Annotated in this window: 17 protein-coding genes; all 17 read left to right on the forward strand. The window is 63.3% G+C overall.

The window, feature by feature from the left end:
* The 17 genes from BLT92_RS17425 to nrdR all read left to right on the forward strand — a co-directional run bounded on the left by BLT92_RS17425 (position 1) and on the right by nrdR (position 20,330).
* Entirely contained in the window at positions 1 to 1,467 is a 1,467-nt protein-coding gene (locus tag BLT92_RS17425) for a UDP-N-acetylmuramoyl-tripeptide--D-alanyl-D-alanine ligase (protein ID WP_092107644.1), read from the forward strand.
* The gene (mraY, locus tag BLT92_RS17430) at positions 1,464 to 2,552 is read left to right on the forward strand and encodes a phospho-N-acetylmuramoyl-pentapeptide-transferase (protein ID WP_092107646.1); all 1,089 of its coding nucleotides are present in this window, start codon (positions 1,464 to 1,466) and stop codon (positions 2,550 to 2,552) included. Before BLT92_RS17425 ends, mraY begins: the two co-directional genes overlap by 4 nt.
* Positions 2,545 to 4,080, forward strand: a complete 1,536-nt coding sequence (gene murD, locus BLT92_RS17435; RefSeq protein WP_092107648.1) for a UDP-N-acetylmuramoyl-L-alanine--D-glutamate ligase — start codon at positions 2,545 to 2,547, stop codon at positions 4,078 to 4,080. The genes mraY and murD overlap by 8 nt, the downstream gene beginning before the upstream one ends.
* 1 nt (position 4,081) lies before the next feature.
* Positions 4,082 to 5,665, forward strand: coding sequence for a putative lipid II flippase FtsW (ftsW, locus tag BLT92_RS17440; protein ID WP_092107650.1), 1,584 nt, complete (start codon positions 4,082 to 4,084; stop codon positions 5,663 to 5,665).
* Position 5,666: 1 nt separating this feature from the next.
* Entirely contained in the window at positions 5,667 to 6,767 is a 1,101-nt protein-coding gene (locus tag BLT92_RS17445) for a UDP-N-acetylglucosamine--N-acetylmuramyl-(pentapeptide) pyrophosphoryl-undecaprenol N-acetylglucosamine transferase (RefSeq protein WP_092107652.1), read from the forward strand.
* A gap of 2 nt (positions 6,768 to 6,769) precedes the next feature.
* Positions 6,770 to 8,170 carry a UDP-N-acetylmuramate--L-alanine ligase gene (murC, locus tag BLT92_RS17450; RefSeq protein ID WP_092107653.1) on the forward strand — a complete coding sequence of 467 codons (1,401 nt, stop codon included), beginning with the start codon at positions 6,770 to 6,772 and terminating at the stop codon, positions 8,168 to 8,170.
* 5 nt (positions 8,171 to 8,175) lie between these two features.
* Entirely contained in the window at positions 8,176 to 8,931 is a 756-nt protein-coding gene (locus tag BLT92_RS17455) for a cell division protein FtsQ/DivIB (RefSeq protein ID WP_092107654.1), read from the forward strand.
* A 190-nt stretch (positions 8,932 to 9,121) separates the two neighbouring features.
* Positions 9,122 to 10,294, forward strand: coding sequence for a cell division protein FtsZ (ftsZ, locus tag BLT92_RS17460; RefSeq protein WP_092107655.1), 1,173 nt, complete (start codon positions 9,122 to 9,124; stop codon positions 10,292 to 10,294).
* 46 nt (positions 10,295 to 10,340) lie between these two features.
* The gene (gene pgeF / locus BLT92_RS17465; RefSeq protein ID WP_231938898.1) at positions 10,341 to 11,054 is read left to right on the forward strand and encodes a peptidoglycan editing factor PgeF; all 714 of its coding nucleotides are present in this window, start codon (positions 10,341 to 10,343) and stop codon (positions 11,052 to 11,054) included.
* Between the two features lie 76 nt (positions 11,055 to 11,130).
* The gene (locus BLT92_RS17470; protein WP_092107657.1) at positions 11,131 to 11,631 is read left to right on the forward strand and encodes a cell division protein SepF; all 501 of its coding nucleotides are present in this window, start codon (positions 11,131 to 11,133) and stop codon (positions 11,629 to 11,631) included.
* Between the two features lie 102 nt (positions 11,632 to 11,733).
* Positions 11,734 to 12,033 (forward strand): YggT family protein, encoded by a 300-nt coding sequence (locus BLT92_RS17475; protein WP_092107659.1) that lies wholly within the window; start codon positions 11,734 to 11,736, stop codon positions 12,031 to 12,033.
* A gap of 288 nt (positions 12,034 to 12,321) precedes the next feature.
* Positions 12,322 to 13,152 carry a DivIVA domain-containing protein gene (locus BLT92_RS17480; RefSeq protein WP_092107661.1) on the forward strand — a complete coding sequence of 277 codons (831 nt, stop codon included), beginning with the start codon at positions 12,322 to 12,324 and terminating at the stop codon, positions 13,150 to 13,152.
* Between the two features lie 132 nt (positions 13,153 to 13,284).
* On the forward strand, positions 13,285 to 13,830 hold the full coding sequence (locus BLT92_RS17485) for a signal peptidase II (protein ID WP_092107663.1): 546 nt from the start codon (positions 13,285 to 13,287) through the stop codon (positions 13,828 to 13,830).
* Positions 13,823 to 14,746 carry an RluA family pseudouridine synthase gene (locus tag BLT92_RS17490; protein ID WP_092107665.1) on the forward strand — a complete coding sequence of 308 codons (924 nt, stop codon included), beginning with the start codon at positions 13,823 to 13,825 and terminating at the stop codon, positions 14,744 to 14,746. The genes BLT92_RS17485 and BLT92_RS17490 overlap by 8 nt, the downstream gene beginning before the upstream one ends.
* A 203-nt stretch (positions 14,747 to 14,949) precedes the next feature.
* A complete protein-coding gene (dnaE, locus tag BLT92_RS17495; protein WP_231939171.1) occupies positions 14,950 to 18,459 on the forward strand; it encodes a DNA polymerase III subunit alpha in 3,510 nt (1,169 codons plus the stop codon).
* Between the two features lie 60 nt (positions 18,460 to 18,519).
* Positions 18,520 to 19,830 (forward strand): histidinol dehydrogenase, encoded by a 1,311-nt coding sequence (gene hisD / locus BLT92_RS17500; protein ID WP_092107669.1) that lies wholly within the window; start codon positions 18,520 to 18,522, stop codon positions 19,828 to 19,830.
* Positions 19,831 to 19,832: 2 nt separating this feature from the next.
* Positions 19,833 to 20,330 carry a transcriptional regulator NrdR gene (gene nrdR / locus BLT92_RS17505; protein ID WP_092107671.1) on the forward strand — a complete coding sequence of 166 codons (498 nt, stop codon included), beginning with the start codon at positions 19,833 to 19,835 and terminating at the stop codon, positions 20,328 to 20,330.
* Positions 20,331 to 20,357: the final 27 nt, after the last annotated feature.

The following is a 20,357-nucleotide window of genomic DNA, read 5'->3' on the forward strand; positions in this document are numbered from 1 at the left end:
ATGAAGCGACTGACTGCAGCCGAAATCGCAACCGCCGTCTCCGGCGAGTTGTACGGCGTTGACCCCGAGACCATATTGTCCGCCGGAGTGGTAACCGATTCGAGAGAAATCGGACCCGGCGATATCTATGTTGCCCGCCGAGGTGAGTCCTTCGACGGCATCGAATTCGCAGCAGCAGCAGTGGAGGCCGGCGCGGCGCTGATCATCGGCGAATCCGTTCCCACCCTCGACGATGCGACGCTGCCGACGGTTCTCGTCTCCGATGCCACGGAAGCACTGGGACAATTGGCCAAGTCCAGTGTCGAAGGATTGCGTGAGGTCGGCGAGATCACGGTCATCGCGATCACCGGCTCGGTCGGCAAAACCACTGTGAAGGATCTGGCCGCCGATCTGCTGGCAGGCGAGGCAGAGACGGTGTGGCCGCCCAACTCCTACAACAACGAGGTGGGTGTACCGCTGACCGCACTGCGGGCGGGTGAGAGCACACGGTTCTTGGTGCTGGAGATGGGCGCCCGTTCCATCGGCAACCTGGCCTACCTCACCGGCCTCGTCCGTCCGGACATCGCCGTAGAACTCGCTGTCGGCACCGCCCATTCCGGCGTGTTCGGCTCGATTGAGAACACCGCCCGCGCCAAGGCAGAACTCGTCGAGTCCCTGACCGCGGGATCCGTCGCGATCCTCAACGCCGATGACTCACGAGTCGCCGGGATGCGCGAGGTGCTGTCTCCCGAGGTCGACACGCTCTGGTTCTCACAAAGGGAATCGCTGCCCGAATGGATCGGCGGCGAGGACAAAACGGTCCAGGGAACGGGAGTTACCACCGACTCCTCCGGGCACGCCACATTCACCTTGAACCTGCCGGGCGAAGAAGCGCAGGACGTGCGTCTGGCGCTGATCGGCGAACACCATGTGGGCAATGCGCTTGCCGCGGCGGCCATCGCTCACGCCTGCGGGGTGGGAACGAAGTCCATCGTGACCACTCTCTCGACCTCCTCGGCTGCGAGTCGGTGGCGGATGGAGCTCATTGACTCTCCCTCCGGCGTGACCGTGCTCAACGACGCCTACAACGCGAACCCGGAATCCATGCGGGCCTCCCTGAAGACGCTGGCGTCGATGGGCCGCGGCGACGAAGACAGCCGGCCCCGTCGGACCTTTGCCGTCCTGGGCGAGATGCTGGAGCTCGGAGACGAATCGATCTCCGCCCACTCCGACATCGGCGAACTCGTCGTGAGGCTGAACATCACTCGCACCATCGTCGTCGGCGAGGGAGCGAAGCCCATCTTCAACGCGGCGAACCTCGAAGGCTCATGGGGCAACGAAGCGGCCTGGGTCGCGACTGCAGCCGAGGCGAAAGATCTGCTGAATGCAGAGCTGGCGCCCAGCGACATCGTCCTGTTCAAATCCTCCAGGGATGCCGGTCTGCGCTATCTCGGAGATGAAATCGCCGGTGTATCGGGGGGCCAATGATCGCCGTACTGTTAGCCGCCTGCCTGGCACTGATCCTGGCGCTGGTCGGCACACCGCTGTTCATCCGTGTTCTCGTCAAACAGGGCTACGGCCAGTTCGTCCGTGACGACGGTCCCACCTCGCATGCCACGAAGCGCGGCACCCCGACGATGGGCGGCGTCGTCATCATCGGTGCTGCCATCCTGGCCTACCTGCTCGGACACCTGTTCACGGGTTCCGTCCCCACCGCGTCCGGACTCCTCGTCCTGTGGCTGGCGGCAGGACTCGGCGTGGTCGGCTTCCTCGACGACTTCATCAAGATCAAGAAGCAGCGTTCCCTCGGACTGCGGCCAGTGCCCAAACTCATCGGCCAGGCCTTCGTCGGCATCTCCTTCGCGGTCCTGGGGCTGCAGTTCCCGAACTCATTCGGAGAGACCCCTGCCTCGACCAAGATCTCGTTCATCCGTGACACCAACCTCGACTTGGCCTTCGGATCCGCTGTGCTCGGTCTCATCCTCTTCGTCATCTGGGCCAACCTCATCGTCACCGCGGTGTCCAATGCCGTGAATCTCACCGATGGCCTCGACGGTTTGGCGGCAGGCGCCTCGGTGGTCGTGTTCGCCGCCTACGTGGTCATCGGCACCTGGCAGTCGACGCAGAACTGCAACCTGATGTCGGAGGCCACCAGCGCCTGCTACTACATGCGCGACCCGCGCGACCTGGCCATGGTCGCGGGCGCCATGGCAGCGGCCTGCTTCGGCTTCCTGTGGTTCAACACCTCGCCCGCGAAGATCTTCATGGGCGACACCGGCTCTCTGGCCATCGGCGGCGCGATCGCAGGTCTGGCGATCATGACCCGGACCGAACTTCTGCTCCTCGTCCTCGGCGGACTCTTCGTCATCATCACACTCTCGGTGATCATCCAGGTCATCTCGTTCAAGACCACAGGCAAACGCGTCTTCCGCATGGCTCCGCTCCAACATCACTTCGAACTCAAGGGATGGGCAGAAGTCACGATCGTGGTTCGCTTCTGGATCATCGCCGCGCTCTTCGTCATCGCCGGAATCTGCCTCTTCTACGCCGAATGGGTGTCTCGCATTGGCTGAGAACCCCTTCATCGATTATCCGAACGCCGCGGCGGTCCCGTCCGCACTCGTGGGGCCCAGCTCGTCGCTGGACGGCCTGCGGATCCTCGTCACCGGTCTCGGTGTGACAGGGTTCCCCGCTGCCGTCCACCTCGGCGAACGCGGCGCCGACGTGATCGTCGTCGACGGCGATGACCAGGCGGACGTCAGCGAGAAGGCACAGATCCTCGAAGTCTTCGATGTCGACATCCGACGCGGCGGCGAGCACGTGACGACGCTGCCGAACGAACCGCTCGATCTGGTTGTGACATCCCCCGGTTGGAGGCCGGACCATCCGTTGCTCCTGGCCGCCGCCGAGGCGGGCGTCCCCGTCATCGGCGAAGTCGAGTTGGCATGGCGGATCCGTGGCACCAACGATGCCAAATGGCTGGCCATCACCGGCACCAACGGCAAGACCACGACCACAACGATGCTCGAATCCATGCTTCTGGCCCACGGCCTGAAGGGGAAGGCCTGCGGAAACATCGGAGCGCCGCTGCTCGAAGCCGTGCTCGAACCCGGGCTCGAGGTCCTGGCGATCGAACTCTCGAGCTTCCAACTCCACTGGCAGTATTCGTTGAGTGCCGATTCCGCCGCTGTGCTCAACATCGCCCCGGACCATTTGGACTGGCACGGCAGCGCCGATGCCTATGAGGCGGACAAAGCCAGGATCTACCACCAAACCAAGACCGCGTGCATCTACAACGTCGCCGACGAGGTCACCCTGCACATGGTCGAGGATGCCGACGTCGTCGCCGGGGCCAAGGCCATCGGCTTCACCACGGGCATCCCGCGACCGGGGGAGTTGGGCGTGGTGGAGGACATGCTGGTCGACCGAGCATTCATCCCGCAGCGCTACTCCTCTGCCGCAGAACTCGCATCCTTGGACGATGTGGCCGCGGCGACCGGGGCCCCCGGCCGTGAGCCGGCAGCCCACCAGGTGTCGAACGCCCTCGCCGCCGCGGCTCTGGCTCGCAGCATCGGAGTCCCCGGCCAGGCCATCTCCGAAGGGCTGAAGAACCACTCGCTGGGAGCGCACCGCATGGTGACCGTCGCCGACAACAGCGGTGTTCGCTGGATCGACGATTCGAAGGCGACGAACACGCACGCGGCCAATGCCTCACTCGGCAGCTTCGAATCGATCGTGTGGATCGCCGGGGGACTGCCCAAGGGGGCCGACTTCACGTCACTGTTCGCCGAACACGGGCACAGGCTGAGGGCACTCGTGCTCATCGGAACCGACGACTCCGCCTTCCGCGAGGCCATAGCCGCGACTGTCCCCGATCTCGAGGTGATCCGGATCGAACCAGCGCTCGCAGTCGACTCTGGCGTACCCCAACGCCGCGGTGAAGCCGTGGTCGCTGCCGCCGTGGAAGCAGCCGCAGGCGTCGCCCACTCCGGCGACGCCGTCCTGCTGGCGCCCGCGGCAGCCAGCATGGACCAGTTCCTCAACTACAACACTCGGGGTGAACTCTTCACCCAGGCTGTCCACGCTCACCTGGGGAGCTGACATGGGACGGCAGGCAACCGCGAAGTCACAATCACGCCGCCGTCCGGGCCCGAGCAGGTCGGCAGAACCGGTCGTGAGCCCCGCGGAAGACTCGAACGCCGCGTCGAAGAAGACCACAGAGAAGCCCACCTCGAGTTCGTCGACGTCGAGTTCGACTGCGAAGAAGAGTGCGCCCGTCAAGCCGCAGTCCACGAAGCCACAACCGAAGCGGAAGCCCCAACCGAAGCGGAAGTCGCAGGCCACGAAACCGCAGACCAAGCGGAAGGCGCAGACTCAGCAGAAGTCGGCTGCGAAGAAGCACGTGCCGACGAAGACGACCGACACGTCGAGTCAGCCTCGGGCAGGAGCCGGCCGGGCGATGCTGTCAACGGTGCGCCGTGAGTTCGCGCGAGTCTCTGCCTACCCGCTCACGACCTACTACCTGATTCTCGTCTCCGTCCTTGCCCTGACATGTCTCGGGCTCGTCATGGTCCTCTCCGCCTCTTCGATCACCTCATACGACGGAGGAGAAGGATCGTCCTTCGCCTACTTCAACAAGCAGGCAGGGTTCGTTGCGATGGGCATCGTCCTCATGACCGTGGCGACCGTCGTCCCGCTGCACTGGTGGCGCAGGCTGGCATGGCCCGCGTTGGCGCTCGGCGTCGTCATGCAGGCGGCTGTCTTCCTCCCCGGCATCGGCAAGGCCACGAAGGGAAATGCCAACTGGATCCAGTTCGGCGGCTTCCAGCTGCAGCCTTCGGAGTTCCTCAAGATCGCCCTGGCCGTGTGGTTGGGATACGTTCTGGCCAGCAAATACGGAAAGATGACGACCTTCGCCCACGCCATGATCCCTGTCGTCCCGGGCATCGTCATCGCCGTCGGTCTCGTCGTCGGCGGCAATGACCTCGGCACGGGACTGGTGCTCATGGCCATGGCCCTCACCTGTCTGTTCATCGGTTTCTTCCCCTGGAAGTACTTCCTCCTGCTCTTCGGGTCACTGGCTGCCGTGGCCACGTTCTTCGTCTTCAGCTCGGAGAACCGACTCCGACGCATCACCGCGGCACTCACTGGTCACGCAGAGCAGACCGCCTCCGACGTCACGGGTCAGGCCTGGCAGTCCAACCACGGCCTGTTCTCATTGGCCTCCGGAGGCTGGTTGGGCGTCGGGCTCGGCGCCAGCCGCGAGAAATGGTCCTGGCTGCCCGAGGCCCACAATGACTTCATCTTCGCGATCATCGGTGAAGAGCTCGGCCTTCTCGGGTCGCTGGCAGTGATCCTCATGTTCGCGGCTCTGGCCTGCGGATTGATCCGGGTGATTCTGCGTTCGAAGTCCAGATTCATCCAGATCGCCACGGCCGGCCTCTTCGCATGGCTGATCGGACAGGCCGCAATCAACATCTGCGTCGTGACCGGGATTCTTCCGGTCATCGGCCTGCCTCTGCCGTTTGTGTCCTACGGCGGATCCTCTATCGTCGCCTCTCTGCTGGCGGTCGGGGTGGTACTGTCCTTCGCCAGAACCGAGGACGGGGCCTCGGCTGCGATCAAGGTGCACAAAGATCGAGTGAGATCGTCGTTCGCCGTACTGGCCAGAAAGAGAAAGAAGTGAGATGACGAGCATTCTCCTTGCCGGTGGAGGCACCACCGGCCATATTTCGCCCATGTTGGCGATCGGCCGTGAACTGCGTGAGACCCATCCCGATTGGGACGTCTTCGCACTCGGAACCGCAGACGGACTCGAGGCCGACATCGTTCCGAAAGCCGGCTTCGAACTCCTCACCATCGACAAGGTCCCCATGCCGAGATCGATCGGCCCGGCCGCATTGAAGTTCCCGAAGCGATTCGCCGCCAACGTCTCACACGTCAAGCAGATCATCGCCGAGCGAGATGTCAGGGCCGTTGTCGGAGTCGGCGGGTATGTCTGCCCACCCGCCTTCATCGCGGCCAAACAGGCGAAGATTCCCCTGATCGTCCACGAAGCCAACGCGAAGCCCGGAATGGCCAACCGCCTCGGCGCTGCCCTGACGAAGCAGGGAATGGTCGGCGTCACGTTCCCCGATACGAAGCTGCGCAATTCCACGTTGGTCGGCATGCCGATGCCGACCGAGATCTCCGCACTCGACCGCAGCGACCCCGTGCAGCGACAGGACTGGCGAGCGGACCTCGGCCTGAACGACGACAGACCGGTCCTGGTTGTGACCGGCGGCTCCTCCGGCGCACAGCGGATCAATGATGCATTCCTCGCCGCAGCAGCACAGTGCCAGGAGTCCGGAGTGCAAGTCCTGCACATCACCGGCGCCGGTAAGGACGAGGTCCTGCGGGCAGCGGCGGCCCAGCTGCCCGACTACCACGTCGTCGACTACGTCGACGGAATGCACCGAGCCTACGGCGTCGCTGACCTGCTTGTAGCACGGTCCGGAGCCGCGACCGTTTCCGAAGCCACCGTCGTCGGGGTCCCGGCACTCTACGTTCCACTGGCCATCGGCAACGGCGAACAGCGCCTCAATGCTGCCGGCAGCGTCAGCGCCGGCGCCTCGCTGCTCGTCGACAATGCAGACTTCGTTCCCTCGACCGTGACGGATCAGATTCTGCCTCTCGTGACCGACCACACTCGCCTGGACGCAATGAGCCGAGCAGCCCTTGATCTGCACTATCCGACCGAAGCCGCCACCACCATGGCCGCAATCGTCACGCACGCGCTGAGAGGTTGAACATGAGCACACCTGAAATCGTCCCGGCCACCGAGCTGGGCGCCGTCCACTTCATCGGAATCGGCGGATCGGGCATGTCCGGGATCGCGCGGATCATGGTCATGAACGGCGTCACAGTGTCCGGGTCGGATGCGAAGGAGTCTGCAGTCGTCGACGTGCTGCGGACACTGGGCGCCCGGGTCGAGATCGGGCACACGGCGGACAACCTCAGCGAGGCCGACACCCTGGTCATCTCTTCAGCCATCCGCCAGGACAACCCCGAACTCGTCGAAGCCGAGCGGAAGGGCCTGCGGATCCTGCACCGATCGGGTGCGCTGGCCTCGCTGATGGCCGACAAGCGAGCTGTTGCCGTAGCCGGCACCCACGGCAAGACCACCACGACCTCCATGACGACCGTGGCGCTACAGGCCTGCGGGCTCGATCCGTCGTTCGTCATCGGGGGAGTGCTGTCGACGACCGGTACCAACGCCCATCTGGGAACCGGCGACGTCTTCGTCGCAGAGGCGGACGAATCGGACGGATCGTTCCTGCTCTACGAACCGACGATCGGCATTCTCACCAACGTCGAGGCAGATCACCTGGACTACTATGGCAGCCCGGAGAAGGTGAGGGAGGCGTTCGTCGAATTCTGCGCTGGCATCGGTGCCGACGGGGGAACAGTCATCGCCTGCGCCGATGACGCGGGTTCGCTCGACGTCGCCGAGGATGCCCGAGCGCAGGGGACTAACGTCATCCTCTACGGAACCTCCGAAACCGCCGACGTGCGGTTGCGCGAACTCCGTTCGGGCCTGGTCTCGGAGTTCGTGCTCGACGTGCCGGGACAGTCGGAAGGACTGCCGGTGACGCTGCGGCAACCTGGCACCCACAATGCGCTCAATGCGACGGCCGCGATCGCCGTTGCACACAGCCTCGGTGCCGATGTCGCCAAGGCGGCGAGTGGTCTCGGAAACTACGGAGGCACGCGACGCCGGTTCGAGGAACGAGGAATCGCCGCCGGGGTGCGGGTCATCGACGACTACGCGCACCATCCGACGGAGCTGCGGGCGGTGCTGAGTGCGGCACGCGGCGTCGTCACCGACGATGGCCGGGTGTGGGCGATCTTCCAACCGCATCTGTACTCGCGCACGATGGAGTTCCGAGCCGAATTCGGCGAGGCGCTCGGACTGGCCGACGAGGTGGTCGTCCTTGATGTGTTCCCCGCCAGGGAGGATCCGGTGCCCGGTGTCACCGGTGCGCTGATCTCCGATCGTGTCCCACACGAGAACGTGACCTTCATCGAATCGTTCAACGAGGCGGTGCCCTATGTCGCGGCGCGTGTGCGTCCCGGCGACCTCGTGCTCACCCTCGGCGCCGGGGATGTGACGATCCTGGGACCCGAGCTGCTCACCGCTCTGGAGGCCTGAACGCTGTGGTGCCCCTTCCCGAACCGCGCACCGACGACAACTCCACCGCGGACCTCACCGGGGTCATCCGCGCACGGCGGAAACAGGTCTGGCGTCGTCGTCTCCTGCTCATCGGCGCTGTCGCGACGATCCTCGTCATCGCCGGCCTGCTGTGGTTCACCCCGCTGCTGGCGCTGGGCAAGGTCAGCGTCAAGGGCAGTCAGCTGGTCGACCACGAACAGGTCACGGAATCGGTGCTCGACGTTTACGGCGGAACACCGCTGCCGCGGGTGCGACCGGGATCGGTGGAGGAGAAGGTCCTGGAGGAGTTTCCACGGGCGAAACAGGCTTCAGTGCACTATTCGGGACTGCGGAGCCTGAGCATCGAAATCACCGATCGGCAACCCGTCCTGGCGATCACGACGACCGATGGGTTCACGCTCTTCGACGACGAAGCCGTCAGCTTGGGCACCGTTGACGATGCGCCCAAGGGCGTGACCGTGCTCGAAGAGTCCGGCGGTGCTCCGGACCAAGAGACAGTCGCCGCCGTGATCCGATTCATGGCCGGACTTCAACCAGAGCTGCGCTCCGATCTGGCCTCGATCCAGGCGAAGGACGAGAAGAACCTCGCAGGGGTCATCGACAAGGGAGACACGAAGGCGAAGGTGGTCTTCGGTGACAGCACAAGCGCAAACCTGAAGATGCGCACTGCGATGCAGCTGGCGGCCGACGGGCGGACCGAGATCGACGTGTCCGTGCCATCGGTGCCCGTGACGAACTGAAAACCCGGCGAACCGGACGGGTTGCCCGTCATTGCCGCCGACACACCGGGCCTGGAGTTTGGCCGAAGTCCGACACTCCGGCGAGAATGGTTGCAGTGGTGTTGCCCCGGACAATAGCCTCAGGGCAAAGAAGACTTTTCGAATTTGCACGCAGACGATGCGTGGACGATGCGCCGAAAGAGGAACCGACTTGGCTGAATTCCCACAATCCGGAGCAGATATCAAAGTTGCCGGTACCGGCGGCGGCGGTGTCAACGCTGTTCAGAGGATGATCGACGTCGGGCTGCGCGGTGTGGAGTTCATCGCGATCAACACCGATGCCCAGGCACTCGTGCTGTCGGACGCCGATGTGAAGCTGGAGATCGGACGTGACCAGACTCGCGGACTCGGTGCCGGCGCTGATCCGGAGATCGGCCGCAAGGCCGCGGACTCCAGCGAGGAAGCCATCCGCGACGCACTCGAAGGTGCCGATATGGTCTTCGTCACGGCTGGCGAAGGTGGAGGAACAGGCACAGGTGCGGCCCCGGTCGTCGCCCGCGTCGCACGTTCCCTGGGAGCACTCACCATCGGCGTCGTCACTCGCCCATTCACCTTCGAGGGACGCCGTCGTTCCGCGCAGGCCGAAGCCGGCATCGCCGCCCTGCGCGAAGAGGTCGACACCCTCATCGTCATTCCCAACGACCGTCTGCTCTCCATCTCCGATCGCAGCGTGTCCGTCGTCGACGCGTTCCGCTCGGCCGATGAGGTACTGCGCTCGGGTGTCCAGGGCATCACGGATCTCATCTCCGTACCGGGCCTGATCAACCTCGACTTCGCCGACGTCAAATCAGTGATGCAGGACGCCGGTACCGCGCTCATGGGCATCGGTGCGGCCACTGGGGATGATCGCGCCGTCCAGGCTGCGGAGTCCGCCATCGCCTCGCCGTTGCTCGAGGCCAGCATCGACGGCGCCCATGGCGTACTCTTCTGCATCCAGGGCGGGGCCGACCTGGGACTGTTCGAGGTCAACGAGGCAGCCCGCCTGGTCCAAGAAGCCGCACATCCCGAAGCCAACATCATCTTCGGCGCTGTCATCGACGACAATATCGGTGACGAATGCCGCGTCACCGTGATAGCCGCAGGATTCGACAACTCCGTTCCGGGCCAGGAATCAACCGCCGGCGAAGCCGCCCCGGCCTCGATTCCGATGGCCACGGCTCCGGCAGAGGTCGAGCCGGCCCCGGCCGCCGAAGAAGCTGAGCCCGCAGCCGACGTCGAGCCTGAACCTCGCAGCGACGAGCATCAGATCCCGGCCTCCCTGCCCAACGAGCGCAGCACCTCGAGCCTCGACAACGATCTCGATATCCCGGATTTCCTGAAGTAAGATGCTGCACTCGAGATTCGTCGTCCCCGGAAGGTCGAATGCACACGTGGCGTTCACCGACCGGCACGGCGGCTACTCGAGGGGAGACCTGTCGTCGTTCAACTTGGCGAGGCATGTCGGAGATGACGACGAGCTGGTTGCGGCGAACCGGGCAGCCCTGGCTCAGGTCCTCGGTCTGAGTGGGGAACGACTGAGCTTCGTGTCCCAGGTCCACGGTACGAACGTCCGCATCATCGAGTCACCAGAGCAGCTGCGCGAGGAGCCTGTGACAGCAGACGCGCAGGTCACGGCGCGCGGTGGCATCGGTTTGGCCATCATGGTGGCCGACTGCACCCCGGTTATGCTCGCCGACCCCGAGGCGGGAGTCATTGGCGCGATCCATGCCGGACGCCCCGGAATGGCAGCAGGCGTCGTGCCGGCCACGATCACTGCCATGCAGGATCAAGGTGCTGTGGACATCCACGCGATCATCGGTCCGTCGGTGTGCCCGCGCTGCTATGAAGTGCCTGCGGCGCTGAGAGACGAAGTCGCCGCCGTTGAGCCGGTGGCCGCTTCGGTGTCGGTGACCGGGACTCCGGCCCTCGATGTTGCCGGAGCAGTGGCGGAACAGCTGCGCCGGGCAGGAGTCAGTATCGACCATTTCTCCCGCACGTGCACACGGGAGTCCGATGATCTGTTCTCCTATCGGAGGCAGCGCAGCACAGGCAGATTCGCGGGCGTGGTCTGGCTGCAGGAAGAAAACCCCACGACACACCCATGAGACTCACCCGCCGGGATGGTCTGTTGAGATAGTTTGGCGGCAGGCGACGAAGTGCCGAAGGCCGAGGAGTGGAGAAATGTCAGCAATCAAGAAGACGCTGGAATACCTGGGTTTCGTCGAAGAAGAGGACGAGCAGCCCATCGACCGTCGTGACCGCGAGGTCATCGACACCTACGAAGAGCCCGTCGACGACCATGACGACCATGTCGAAGACGAGGAACGGCCCCCTGCTCAGGTCACGCCGATCCACCCGTCACCGATTCGTCCAGTTGACTCTCCCGCGCCAGGAATCTCCATGAACCGCATCAAGACAATCCATCCCCGCAGCTACAATGACGCTATGGTGATCGGTGCCGCGTTCCGCGAGGGAACGCCCGTGATCATGAATCTCTCCGAAATGGACGAGAACAATTCCAAGCGCCTGGTCGACTTCTCAGCGGGCCTGATCTTCGGCCTGCACGGATCCATCGAACGTGTGACCAACAAGGTGTTTCTCCTCACGCCTGAGAACATCGAAGTCAGCGGGGAGAACGAGTCGGATCCGGACACCCAGGCCAGCTTCTTCAACCAGAGCTGAGGAGTCTGACCTCACATCGAGGTCATTCTGATCGCATCCTCAGCTCGAGCGTATAGACTGGACCCCGACAGGTAAGCACCAAAGAAAGGCACGAGGAACCACGTGGCCACCATCTTCTACATCCTCGCCCTCGCACTCAGTCTTTATGTCTATGTGCTCCTGGCACGAGTTGTCCTCGACCTCGTGCAGGTGTTCTCACGCGAATGGAAACCGTCCGGCTTCCTGCTTGTCCTCGCAGAGATCGTCTACACTCTGACCGATCCGCCGCTCCGTCTTCTGCGCAAGGTGATCCCGCCACTGCGTCTGGGGCAGATCTCGCTGGATCTGGGGTTCATCGTGTTGCTGATCGGAATTCAGATCCTGGCATCGTTCCTCAGGAGCCTGGCCTACGGAGTCGCCTGAACCACGGTGCCTGCGGAGTCGGCTGAACCACGGTGTTCGGGCCGCCCGCTGTGCAGAGTTTCGAACTGGCCCTGAGCCTGTTGCGAACATCACAGCGGCCCCGTGATCTGGACCCTCAGTTCGCAGAACTGTTCTGAGTGTTGCTAGGGTCGAATATTACAACTTCGTCATATGAGTCCGTGACACGGCATTACTGCAGGACAAAACTGCAGGTGTTACGCTAATGTGACGTTGTAGCCGTCTTTATGGCGGCAGCGTAATGAATGTAGATCGACCAAAGGTGACCTCATGGCGCTCACGCCTGAAGACGTAGTAAACAAGCGGTTCCAGCATGTGAAGTTCCGCGACGGGTACGACCAGGATGAAGTCGACGATTTCCTCGATGAGGTTGTCGTAGAGATCCGCCGTCTTTACCAGGAGAACGACGAACTTCGTCAGAAGCTCTCCACCGCCGAGCAGCGAGTCAAGGAACTTGACTCCGGCGGCGCACCTGCTGCCGCACCCGCGCAGGACATCGATGCCACTCAGGCCATGCCTGCCGCGGTGCCCTCCCAGAAGGACGCGGATGCGTCGAAGCAGGAGAAAGCGCAGACCCCAGAGGCTCCGGCTGCTCCAGGAACGACCCAGCAGCCATCGGCACCGGCGGTCAAGGAAGCAGCTCCTGCTCCGCAGAGCAACGCCCCCAACCAATCCGCACCCGCAGCCAATGGTGCAGCACCGGCTGCTGCCGGCACTGCCGCAGGCATCGGCCTCGGCTCGAGCATGGGCGGGGACGGCGACGCCCACGGACTCATCGCCCTGGCACAGCGTGTTCACGATGAGCACGTCACAGAGGGCGAACGTCGCCGCGACGAACTCATCAAGAATGCGGAGACCGAAGCCAAAGACATCGTCGGCAAAGCCGAGACGAAACGTGACGAGACACTGTCGACCCTGGAAACGCAGAAGTCGACCCTCGAGCGTTCGATCGACCAGCTGTCGAACTTCGAACGTCAGTACCGGACGCGTCTCAAGAGCTACCTCAACGACCAGTTGCGCGATCTCGAGAACTCCACAAGTCTGGCACCGGAGACCCTGGACGGGAACTCCTTCGGTTCTTCGTCGAATCACAAACTCTGATTCCTCGCAGCAGACACTCAAGGTCCGGGAACTCCATGGAGATCCCGGACCTTGTCAGTGTCCCCGTGAGGTGTGCCATAGCGCGGGCATCGGTGCCATCGAGTCGTCAGACAGTGAGTTAGAATGAGCCAAATGAACGATGATGCCACCGAGACGAAACCCCGTCGGCGCAGAATGCTCGGGATGCTGTTCGGCATAGCAGCGATCGTCCTCGTGGTGGATCAGTTCACCAAGTTTCTCGCAGTCAGGTTCCTCGAAGGACAGGAACCGGTACCTGTCATCGGTACTCTGGCGGGATTCGACTTCTACCGAAACCCCGGGGCGGCACTGGGGCTCGGTTCGAGCATGACCTGGATCTTCCCCCTCATCGCGATCGCTGTCTTCGCTGCGATCCTCTTCCTGTCGAGGAAATTGGGCTCCGTGGCCTGGGCGATCGGGCTCGGTCTGCTGTTGGGCGGACTGTTCGGCAACCTCGTGGATCGACTGTTCCGGCAGCCCGGATTCCTGCACGGGGCCGTCGTCGATTTCATCGACCTGTCATTATTCATCTGCAATGTCGCCGACATTGCGATCTCCGCAGCGGCTGTCACCCTCGTGGTGGCAAGCCTCAAAGGCATCGAACTGGACGGATCGGACTCGAAGCACGCGAGCACGGTCGGAGAGGACACACATGGCTGAACGCTCGATCCTGGTACCCGAGGGCCTTGAAGGTCAGCGGGTGGATTTTGCGCTGTCGAAGCTGCTGGGGCTCTCCCGCACAGCAGCCGCTGACATCTGCGCAGAAGGGGGCGTGCAGCTGTCGGGACAGGTCGTCGCAAAATCGGACCGTGTCGAATCCGGGGAACGCCTCGACATCATGATGCCCGAGCCGCAGCGGCCCCTGGAGGTCGTGCCGGACCCGGTCCCCGGGATGAGGATCGTCCATGACGAGGAAGCCTTCGTCGTCGTCGACAAACCCGTTGGCGTCGCCGCACACCCTGCGCAAGGGTGGAAGGGGCGGACCGTCGTCGGCGGACTCGCAGCCGCTGGCTTCACAATCGCCACTTCTGGTGCGCCCGAGCGGCAGGGGATCGTCCAGCGTCTCGACGTAGGCACTTCCGGTCTAATGGTGATCGCGAAGAGCGAGCATGCCTACAGCGTCCTCAAGCATGCATTCAAAGAACGCACCGTGGAGAAGACCTATCACGCGCTCGTTCAGGGACTGCCGGACCCCGTTCTCGGTACCATCGACGCCCCCATCGCTCGGAACCCGCGTCATGACGGACTCTATGCCGTCCACAGCGCGGGCAAGAACGCGATCACCCATTACGAGGTCCTCGAAGCCCACAGGCGAGCATCCCTGGTGGAAGTCCACCTCGAAACCGGGCGAACCCACCAGATCCGAGTCCATTTCTCTGCGCTGAAACGTCCCTGCGTCGGGGATCTTCCCTATGGAGCCGATCCGGTGCTGGCCAAGGATCTCCGCCTGGAACGTCAGTGGCTGCACGCTGTCAAACTCGGATTCCATCATCCCGACTCGAACAGATGGGTCGAATTTGAGAGCGGGTACCCCGAGGACCTGCAGTATGCGATTGATCGCATCCGCACACCCTGATCTCTGCCGGTAAGAGCGTGCCCGATCGCATCGGCAGGACATCGATGAGCGAGCGCCCCTCGGACGCCGAGGTGGCAGCAAAGCCCCTGCTCGTCGAGTGCCCAATGGTCTAAGCTGGGGTCGCAACACAGGTCATATCTCAGGGAAGGCTGTCAGTGCCGAAAGACGATTTCGTCCATCTTCACGTCCATACCGAATACTCGATGTTGGACGGAGCAGCCCGGCTCACGGACCTGATGGCTGCGACCAATGCCTCCGGCATGTCGGCCATCGCAACCACAGACCACGGTTATCTCTTCGGGGCCTTCGACTTCTGGTCCCAGGCGACCGCTGCCGGCATCAAACCCATCATCGGCGTCGAAGCCTATGTCACTCCGGGCACGGACCGGCGTGATAAGACAAGGGTGAAGTGGCGCACGGATGAGTCGCAGAAGCGCGATGACCTCTCAGGTGGTGGCCTCTATACCCACATGACGCTGCTGTCGCGGAACAACACCGGCATGCGCAACCTGTTCAAGGCCTCCTCGCATGCCTCCCTCGACTCCGTCACCGCAAAATGGCCGCGCATCGATCAGGAACTGCTTGAGACCTACTCCGACGGCCTGCTCGCCACCACAGGCTGCCCGTCGGGTGAGGTCCAGGTTCGGCTGCGTCTGGGACAGTACGAAGAGGCCAAGGCCGCCGCGGGCAAATATCGGGAGATCTTCGGCAAAGACAACTACTATGTCGAGCTCATGGACCATGGTCTCTCCATCGAGAAGCGAGTGACCAAGGACCTGATCCGTCTGTCCAAGGAAATGGACATCCCGTTGGTCGCGACCAACGACCTGCACTACACCCACGAATCCGATGCGAAGGCGCACGAGGCGCTTCTCGCCATCCAATCGGGCTCGAAGCTCATCGAACCCACCTATGACCAGGGTGGCTCGCGCTTCGCCTTCTCCGGGTCCGGCTACTATCTCAAGTCAGCAGCGGAGATGCGTGCGCTGTTCTCCGAGTTCCCCGAAGCCTGCGACAACACGCTTGAGATCGCCGAGAAGTGCGAAGTCTCCTTCGACACCTCCGCGAACTACATGCCGAAGTTCCCCTGCCCTCCTGGTGAGGACGAAACCTCCTGGCTGGTCAAAGAGGTCCAGACAGGGCTCGAATATCGGTATCCGGGAGGAATCCCCGACGATGTGCGCAAACAGGCCGACTACGAGCTCGATATCATCATCTCGATGGGCTTTCCCGGTTACTTCCTCGTCGTCGCCGACTTCATCAACTGGTCCAAGGACAACGGCATCCGGGTCGGCCCTGGGCGTGGCTCGGGTGCCGGTTCGATGGTCGCCTACGCGATGCGCATCACCGACCTCGATCCACTCAAACACGGGCTCTTCTTCGAGCGGTTCCTCAACCCCGACCGCGTCTCCATGCCCGACTTCGACGTCGACTTCGATGATCGTCGCCGCGGCGAGGTCATCGACTATGTGACACGGAAATACGGTGACGAACGTGTGGCGATGATCGTCACCTACGGCACGATCAAGACGAAGATGGCGCTCAAGGATTCCGCACGGGTCCTCGGCAAGCCCTTCTCCATGGGCGAACGTCTCACCAAAGCACTGCCGCCGGCCGAGATGGCCAAGGACATTCCGCTGGCCGACATCGAAAACCCCGAATCGAAGAGGTACAACGAGGCGGGGGAGTTCAGAGCGTTCGTCGACTCGGACGCTGAGGCGCGCGAGACCTTTGAGACCGCAAAGGGCATCGAGGGACTGAAACGGCAGTGGGGCGTCCACGCGGCCGGGGTGATCATGTCGTCCGACCCGATCATCGACGTCATCCCGATCATGCGCCGCTTTCAGGACGGGCAGGTCATCACCCAGTTCGACTACCCCACGTCGGAGGGCCTCGGACTGATCAAGATGGACTTCCTGGGGCTGCGAAACCTCACGATCATCTCCGACGCAGTGGAGAACATCAAGTCCAACCGCGACTATGATCTCGACCTCGAGCACCTCGACTTGGAGGACCAGGGCGCCTATGAGCTGCTCTCCCGTGGCGACACACTGGGCGTGTTCCAGCTCGATGGTGGTGGCCTGCGTGCTCTGCTGCGGCTGATGAAGCCGGACAACTTCGAAGACATCTCGGCGACGATCGCCCTCTACCGTCCGGGGCCGATGGGCGCCGACTCCCATACGAATTTCGCCCTGCGCAAGAACGGTCAGCAGGAGGTCACTCCGATCCATCCGGAGCTCGAGGAGCCGCTCGAGGACATCCTCGGCACGACCTACGGTCTCATCATCTATCAGGAGCAGGTGATGGCGATCGCGCAGAAGGTCGCCGGCTATTCGCTGGGCCAAGCCGATATTCTGCGCCGTGCCATGGGCAAGAAGAAGAAGTCCGAGCTGGACAAGCAGCAGGTGGGCTTCTTCGGAGGAATGAAGGAGCGCGGGTTCTCCGAGGCTGCCGCTCAGGCGCTCTGGGACATCCTGCTGCCCTTCTCCGACTACGCATTCAACAAGGCCCACTCGGCCGCCTACGGCCTCGTGTCCTATTGGACGGCGTTCCTCAAGGCCCACTACACGGCGGAGTACATGGCAGCCTTGCTCACCTCGGTGGGCGACAACAAGGACAAACTGGCCATCTACCTCAACGAGTGCCGACGACTGGGCATCACGGTGCAGCCGCCCGATGTCAACGACTCCGCTCTGCACTTCACCCCGGTCGGTGAGGACATCCGCTTCGGCATGGGCGCGGTGCGCAACGTCGGTGCCAATGTCGTTGACGGGATCGTCGAGGCCCGGAATGAGAAGGGCAGCTACACCTCGTTCACGGACTTCCTCGACAAGGTGCCCAGCCACGTATGCAATAAGCGCACGATCGAATCACTCATCAAGGCCGGCGGCTTCGATTCTTTGGGCCAGACCCGCAGATCACTCGTCGAAGTGCATGAAGAGGCCGTGGATTCGGTCATCGGAGTCAAACGTCAGGAGGCCAACGGTCAGTTCGACCTGTTCGCAGGTCTCGGTGGAGACGATGATGAGCCGAGCTTCTCCGTGGCGATCCCCGACCGGCCCGAATGGGAGAAGAAGGAGAAGCTGTCCTTCGAGCGCGACATGATCGGTCTCTACGTCTCCGATCATCCCCTCAACGGTCTCGAGGGTGTCCTGGCGGCGGAGTCGGAGGCCTCCATCGCCGAGGTGGTGGATCCGGAATCGCACCGGCACGACGGATCGCAGGTCAAGATCTGCGGAATGATCACTCAGGTCACCCGCAAGGTCTCGAAGAACTCGGGCAAACCCTACGCGATCGTCAACGTTGAGGACCTCAACGCCGAGGTGGAGGTCATGTTCTTCGGTGACACCTACGAACCCGTGGCGAGCCTGCTGGCCACCGACCTCGTCATCTCGCTGACCGGTCGGATCCGTCATTCCGACGACAGGCCGACGTCGATGATGGCGATGTCGATGACGATTCCCGATGTCACGGACCCGAAGGACCGGCCCCTCAACCTCCTGCTCCCGATGGAGAAGGCGACTGAGGACATGGCGTCGAAGCTGCTGCGGGTCCTCGAATCGCACAAGGGGCAGACCGATGTGCACCTGGTCCTCTCGCAGCCGGGCAGGCAGACGGTGATGCGGCTGGATCGTGCCATCCGAGTCGACCCGAATCCGAGTCTCTACGGTGATCTCAAAGCGCTGTTGGGCTCTCGCTGTCTGACCGCCTGAGACACTGTCCGACTGTCTGATTCGGAGGCAGAGGGAATCGGTGCAGGGACGGGGACTAGAATGGTGCGAGTGAACATTCTGGACTTCCGCGGCGAGAGACTGACCAAGAGATTCCTCAAGCAGAGGCTGCCCCGTGCCGCCGAGACGCATGCCGATATCGAACGACGCGTGGCCGAGCTGCTGAGCCAGGTGCAGTCCGGGGGCACTCGCGCCGTCAAGGAGTTCACGGCGAGATTCGACTCCGTGGACCTCGAGTCGCTGCGGGTGCCGGTCTCCGAGCTGAAGCGCGCCGAGGCCGAGCTGGACCCTGCCATCAAATCGGCACTGGTCGAATCGATCTCCCGCGCCCGGCAGGTCGCCCACGATCAGCGTCCCGACGATGTCCGCACTGAACTGTCCTCCGGGGCGCAGGTGACGACACGTCACCTGCCGATCGAACGGGTCGGTCTCTATGTGCCCGGCGGGCTGGCTGTCTATCCCTCGACCGTGGTGATGAATGTCGTGCCGGCACAGGCCGCGGGCTCTGCCTCGTTGGCGATCGCCAGTCCGCCCCAGAGCAACGGGCTGCCCCACCCCACGGTCCTCGCCACTGCCCACATCCTCGGCGTCGATGAGGTCTGGGCCATGGGCGGTGCTCAGGCCATCGGTGCTCTTGCCTACGGCCTCGACGATGACGAGGACCTGGCACCCGTCGACCTGATCACAGGTCCGGGCAACGCCTACGTCGCTGCCGCGAAATCGCTCATGCGCACCCAGGTGGGCATCGACGCCGTCGCCGGACCCACCGAAATCATCATTCTGGCCGATTCGACGGCGGATCCGGCGTTCGTCGCCGCCGATCTCATCAGCCAAGCAGAACACGACGAACTCGCAGCCTCCGTTCTCGTCACAGACTCGACCGAGCTGTCCGAACGTGTGCAGGCGGAGCTTCTCGCCCAGGTTCCTGCCGCGGTCCACCACGAGCGGATCGACACCGCACTGTCGGGTCAGCAGTCGGCCATCGTCCTCGTCGACGATCTGGCCTCGGGCATCGACGTCGTCAACGGGTACGCCGGAGAACATGTCGAGGTCCACACCGCTGACGCTCATGCGGTTGCCGCACGGATCACCAATGGGGGAGCGGTGTTCGTCGGGGACTGGGCGCCGGTGTCCCTGGGCGACTACTGCGCAGGATCGAACCACGTCCTGCCCACGATGGGTACTGCCGCCCACGGCTCCGGCCTCGGAGTGCACTCATTCATCAAGGTCAGCCAGGTCATCGATTATGACCGTTCGGCGCTGGCCGAGGTTGCCGACCACATCGAGGTGCTGGCCGACAGCGAACAGCTGCCCGCCCACGGCCGGGCCGTCAGCATCCGGTTCGAGGAGTAGAAATGCGTTGTCCATTCTGTCGTGAATCAGATTCCCGTGTCGTCGATTCACGGACCAGCGAAGATGGTGCCGCGATCCGTCGCAGGCGTCAGTGCCGCCATTGCGGACGCCGCTTCACGACCATGGAGGCGACCAGCCTGTCCGTGATCAAGCGCTCGGGCGTGACGGAGGAGTTCTCACGTCAGAAGATCATGTCCGGTGTGCGCAAGGCGTGTCAGGGGCGACCGGTCAATGACGACGATCTGGCGAAGCTGGCACAGAAGGTCGAAGAGGACATTCGCTCCAAAGGGATCGCCGAGATCGACGCCGACGAGGTGGGACTGAGCATCCTCGAGCCCCTGCGCGAACTCGACCAGGTCGCCTACCTGCGATTCGCCAGCGTCTACCAGGGATTCGACTCACTCGAAGACTTCGAAGCGGCGATCGATTCTCTGCGTGCCGATGCGGCTCTGAAATCGGGAGATGCGAGGCAGGCGACTCCCGAAGATTTCCAAGCCTGAGAAAATCACCCCCAGAAATCTGTGAGC

This window comes from Brevibacterium picturae (assembly GCF_900105045.1).
GTDB classification, from domain to species: Bacteria; Actinomycetota; Actinomycetes; order Actinomycetales; family Brevibacteriaceae; genus Brevibacterium; species Brevibacterium picturae.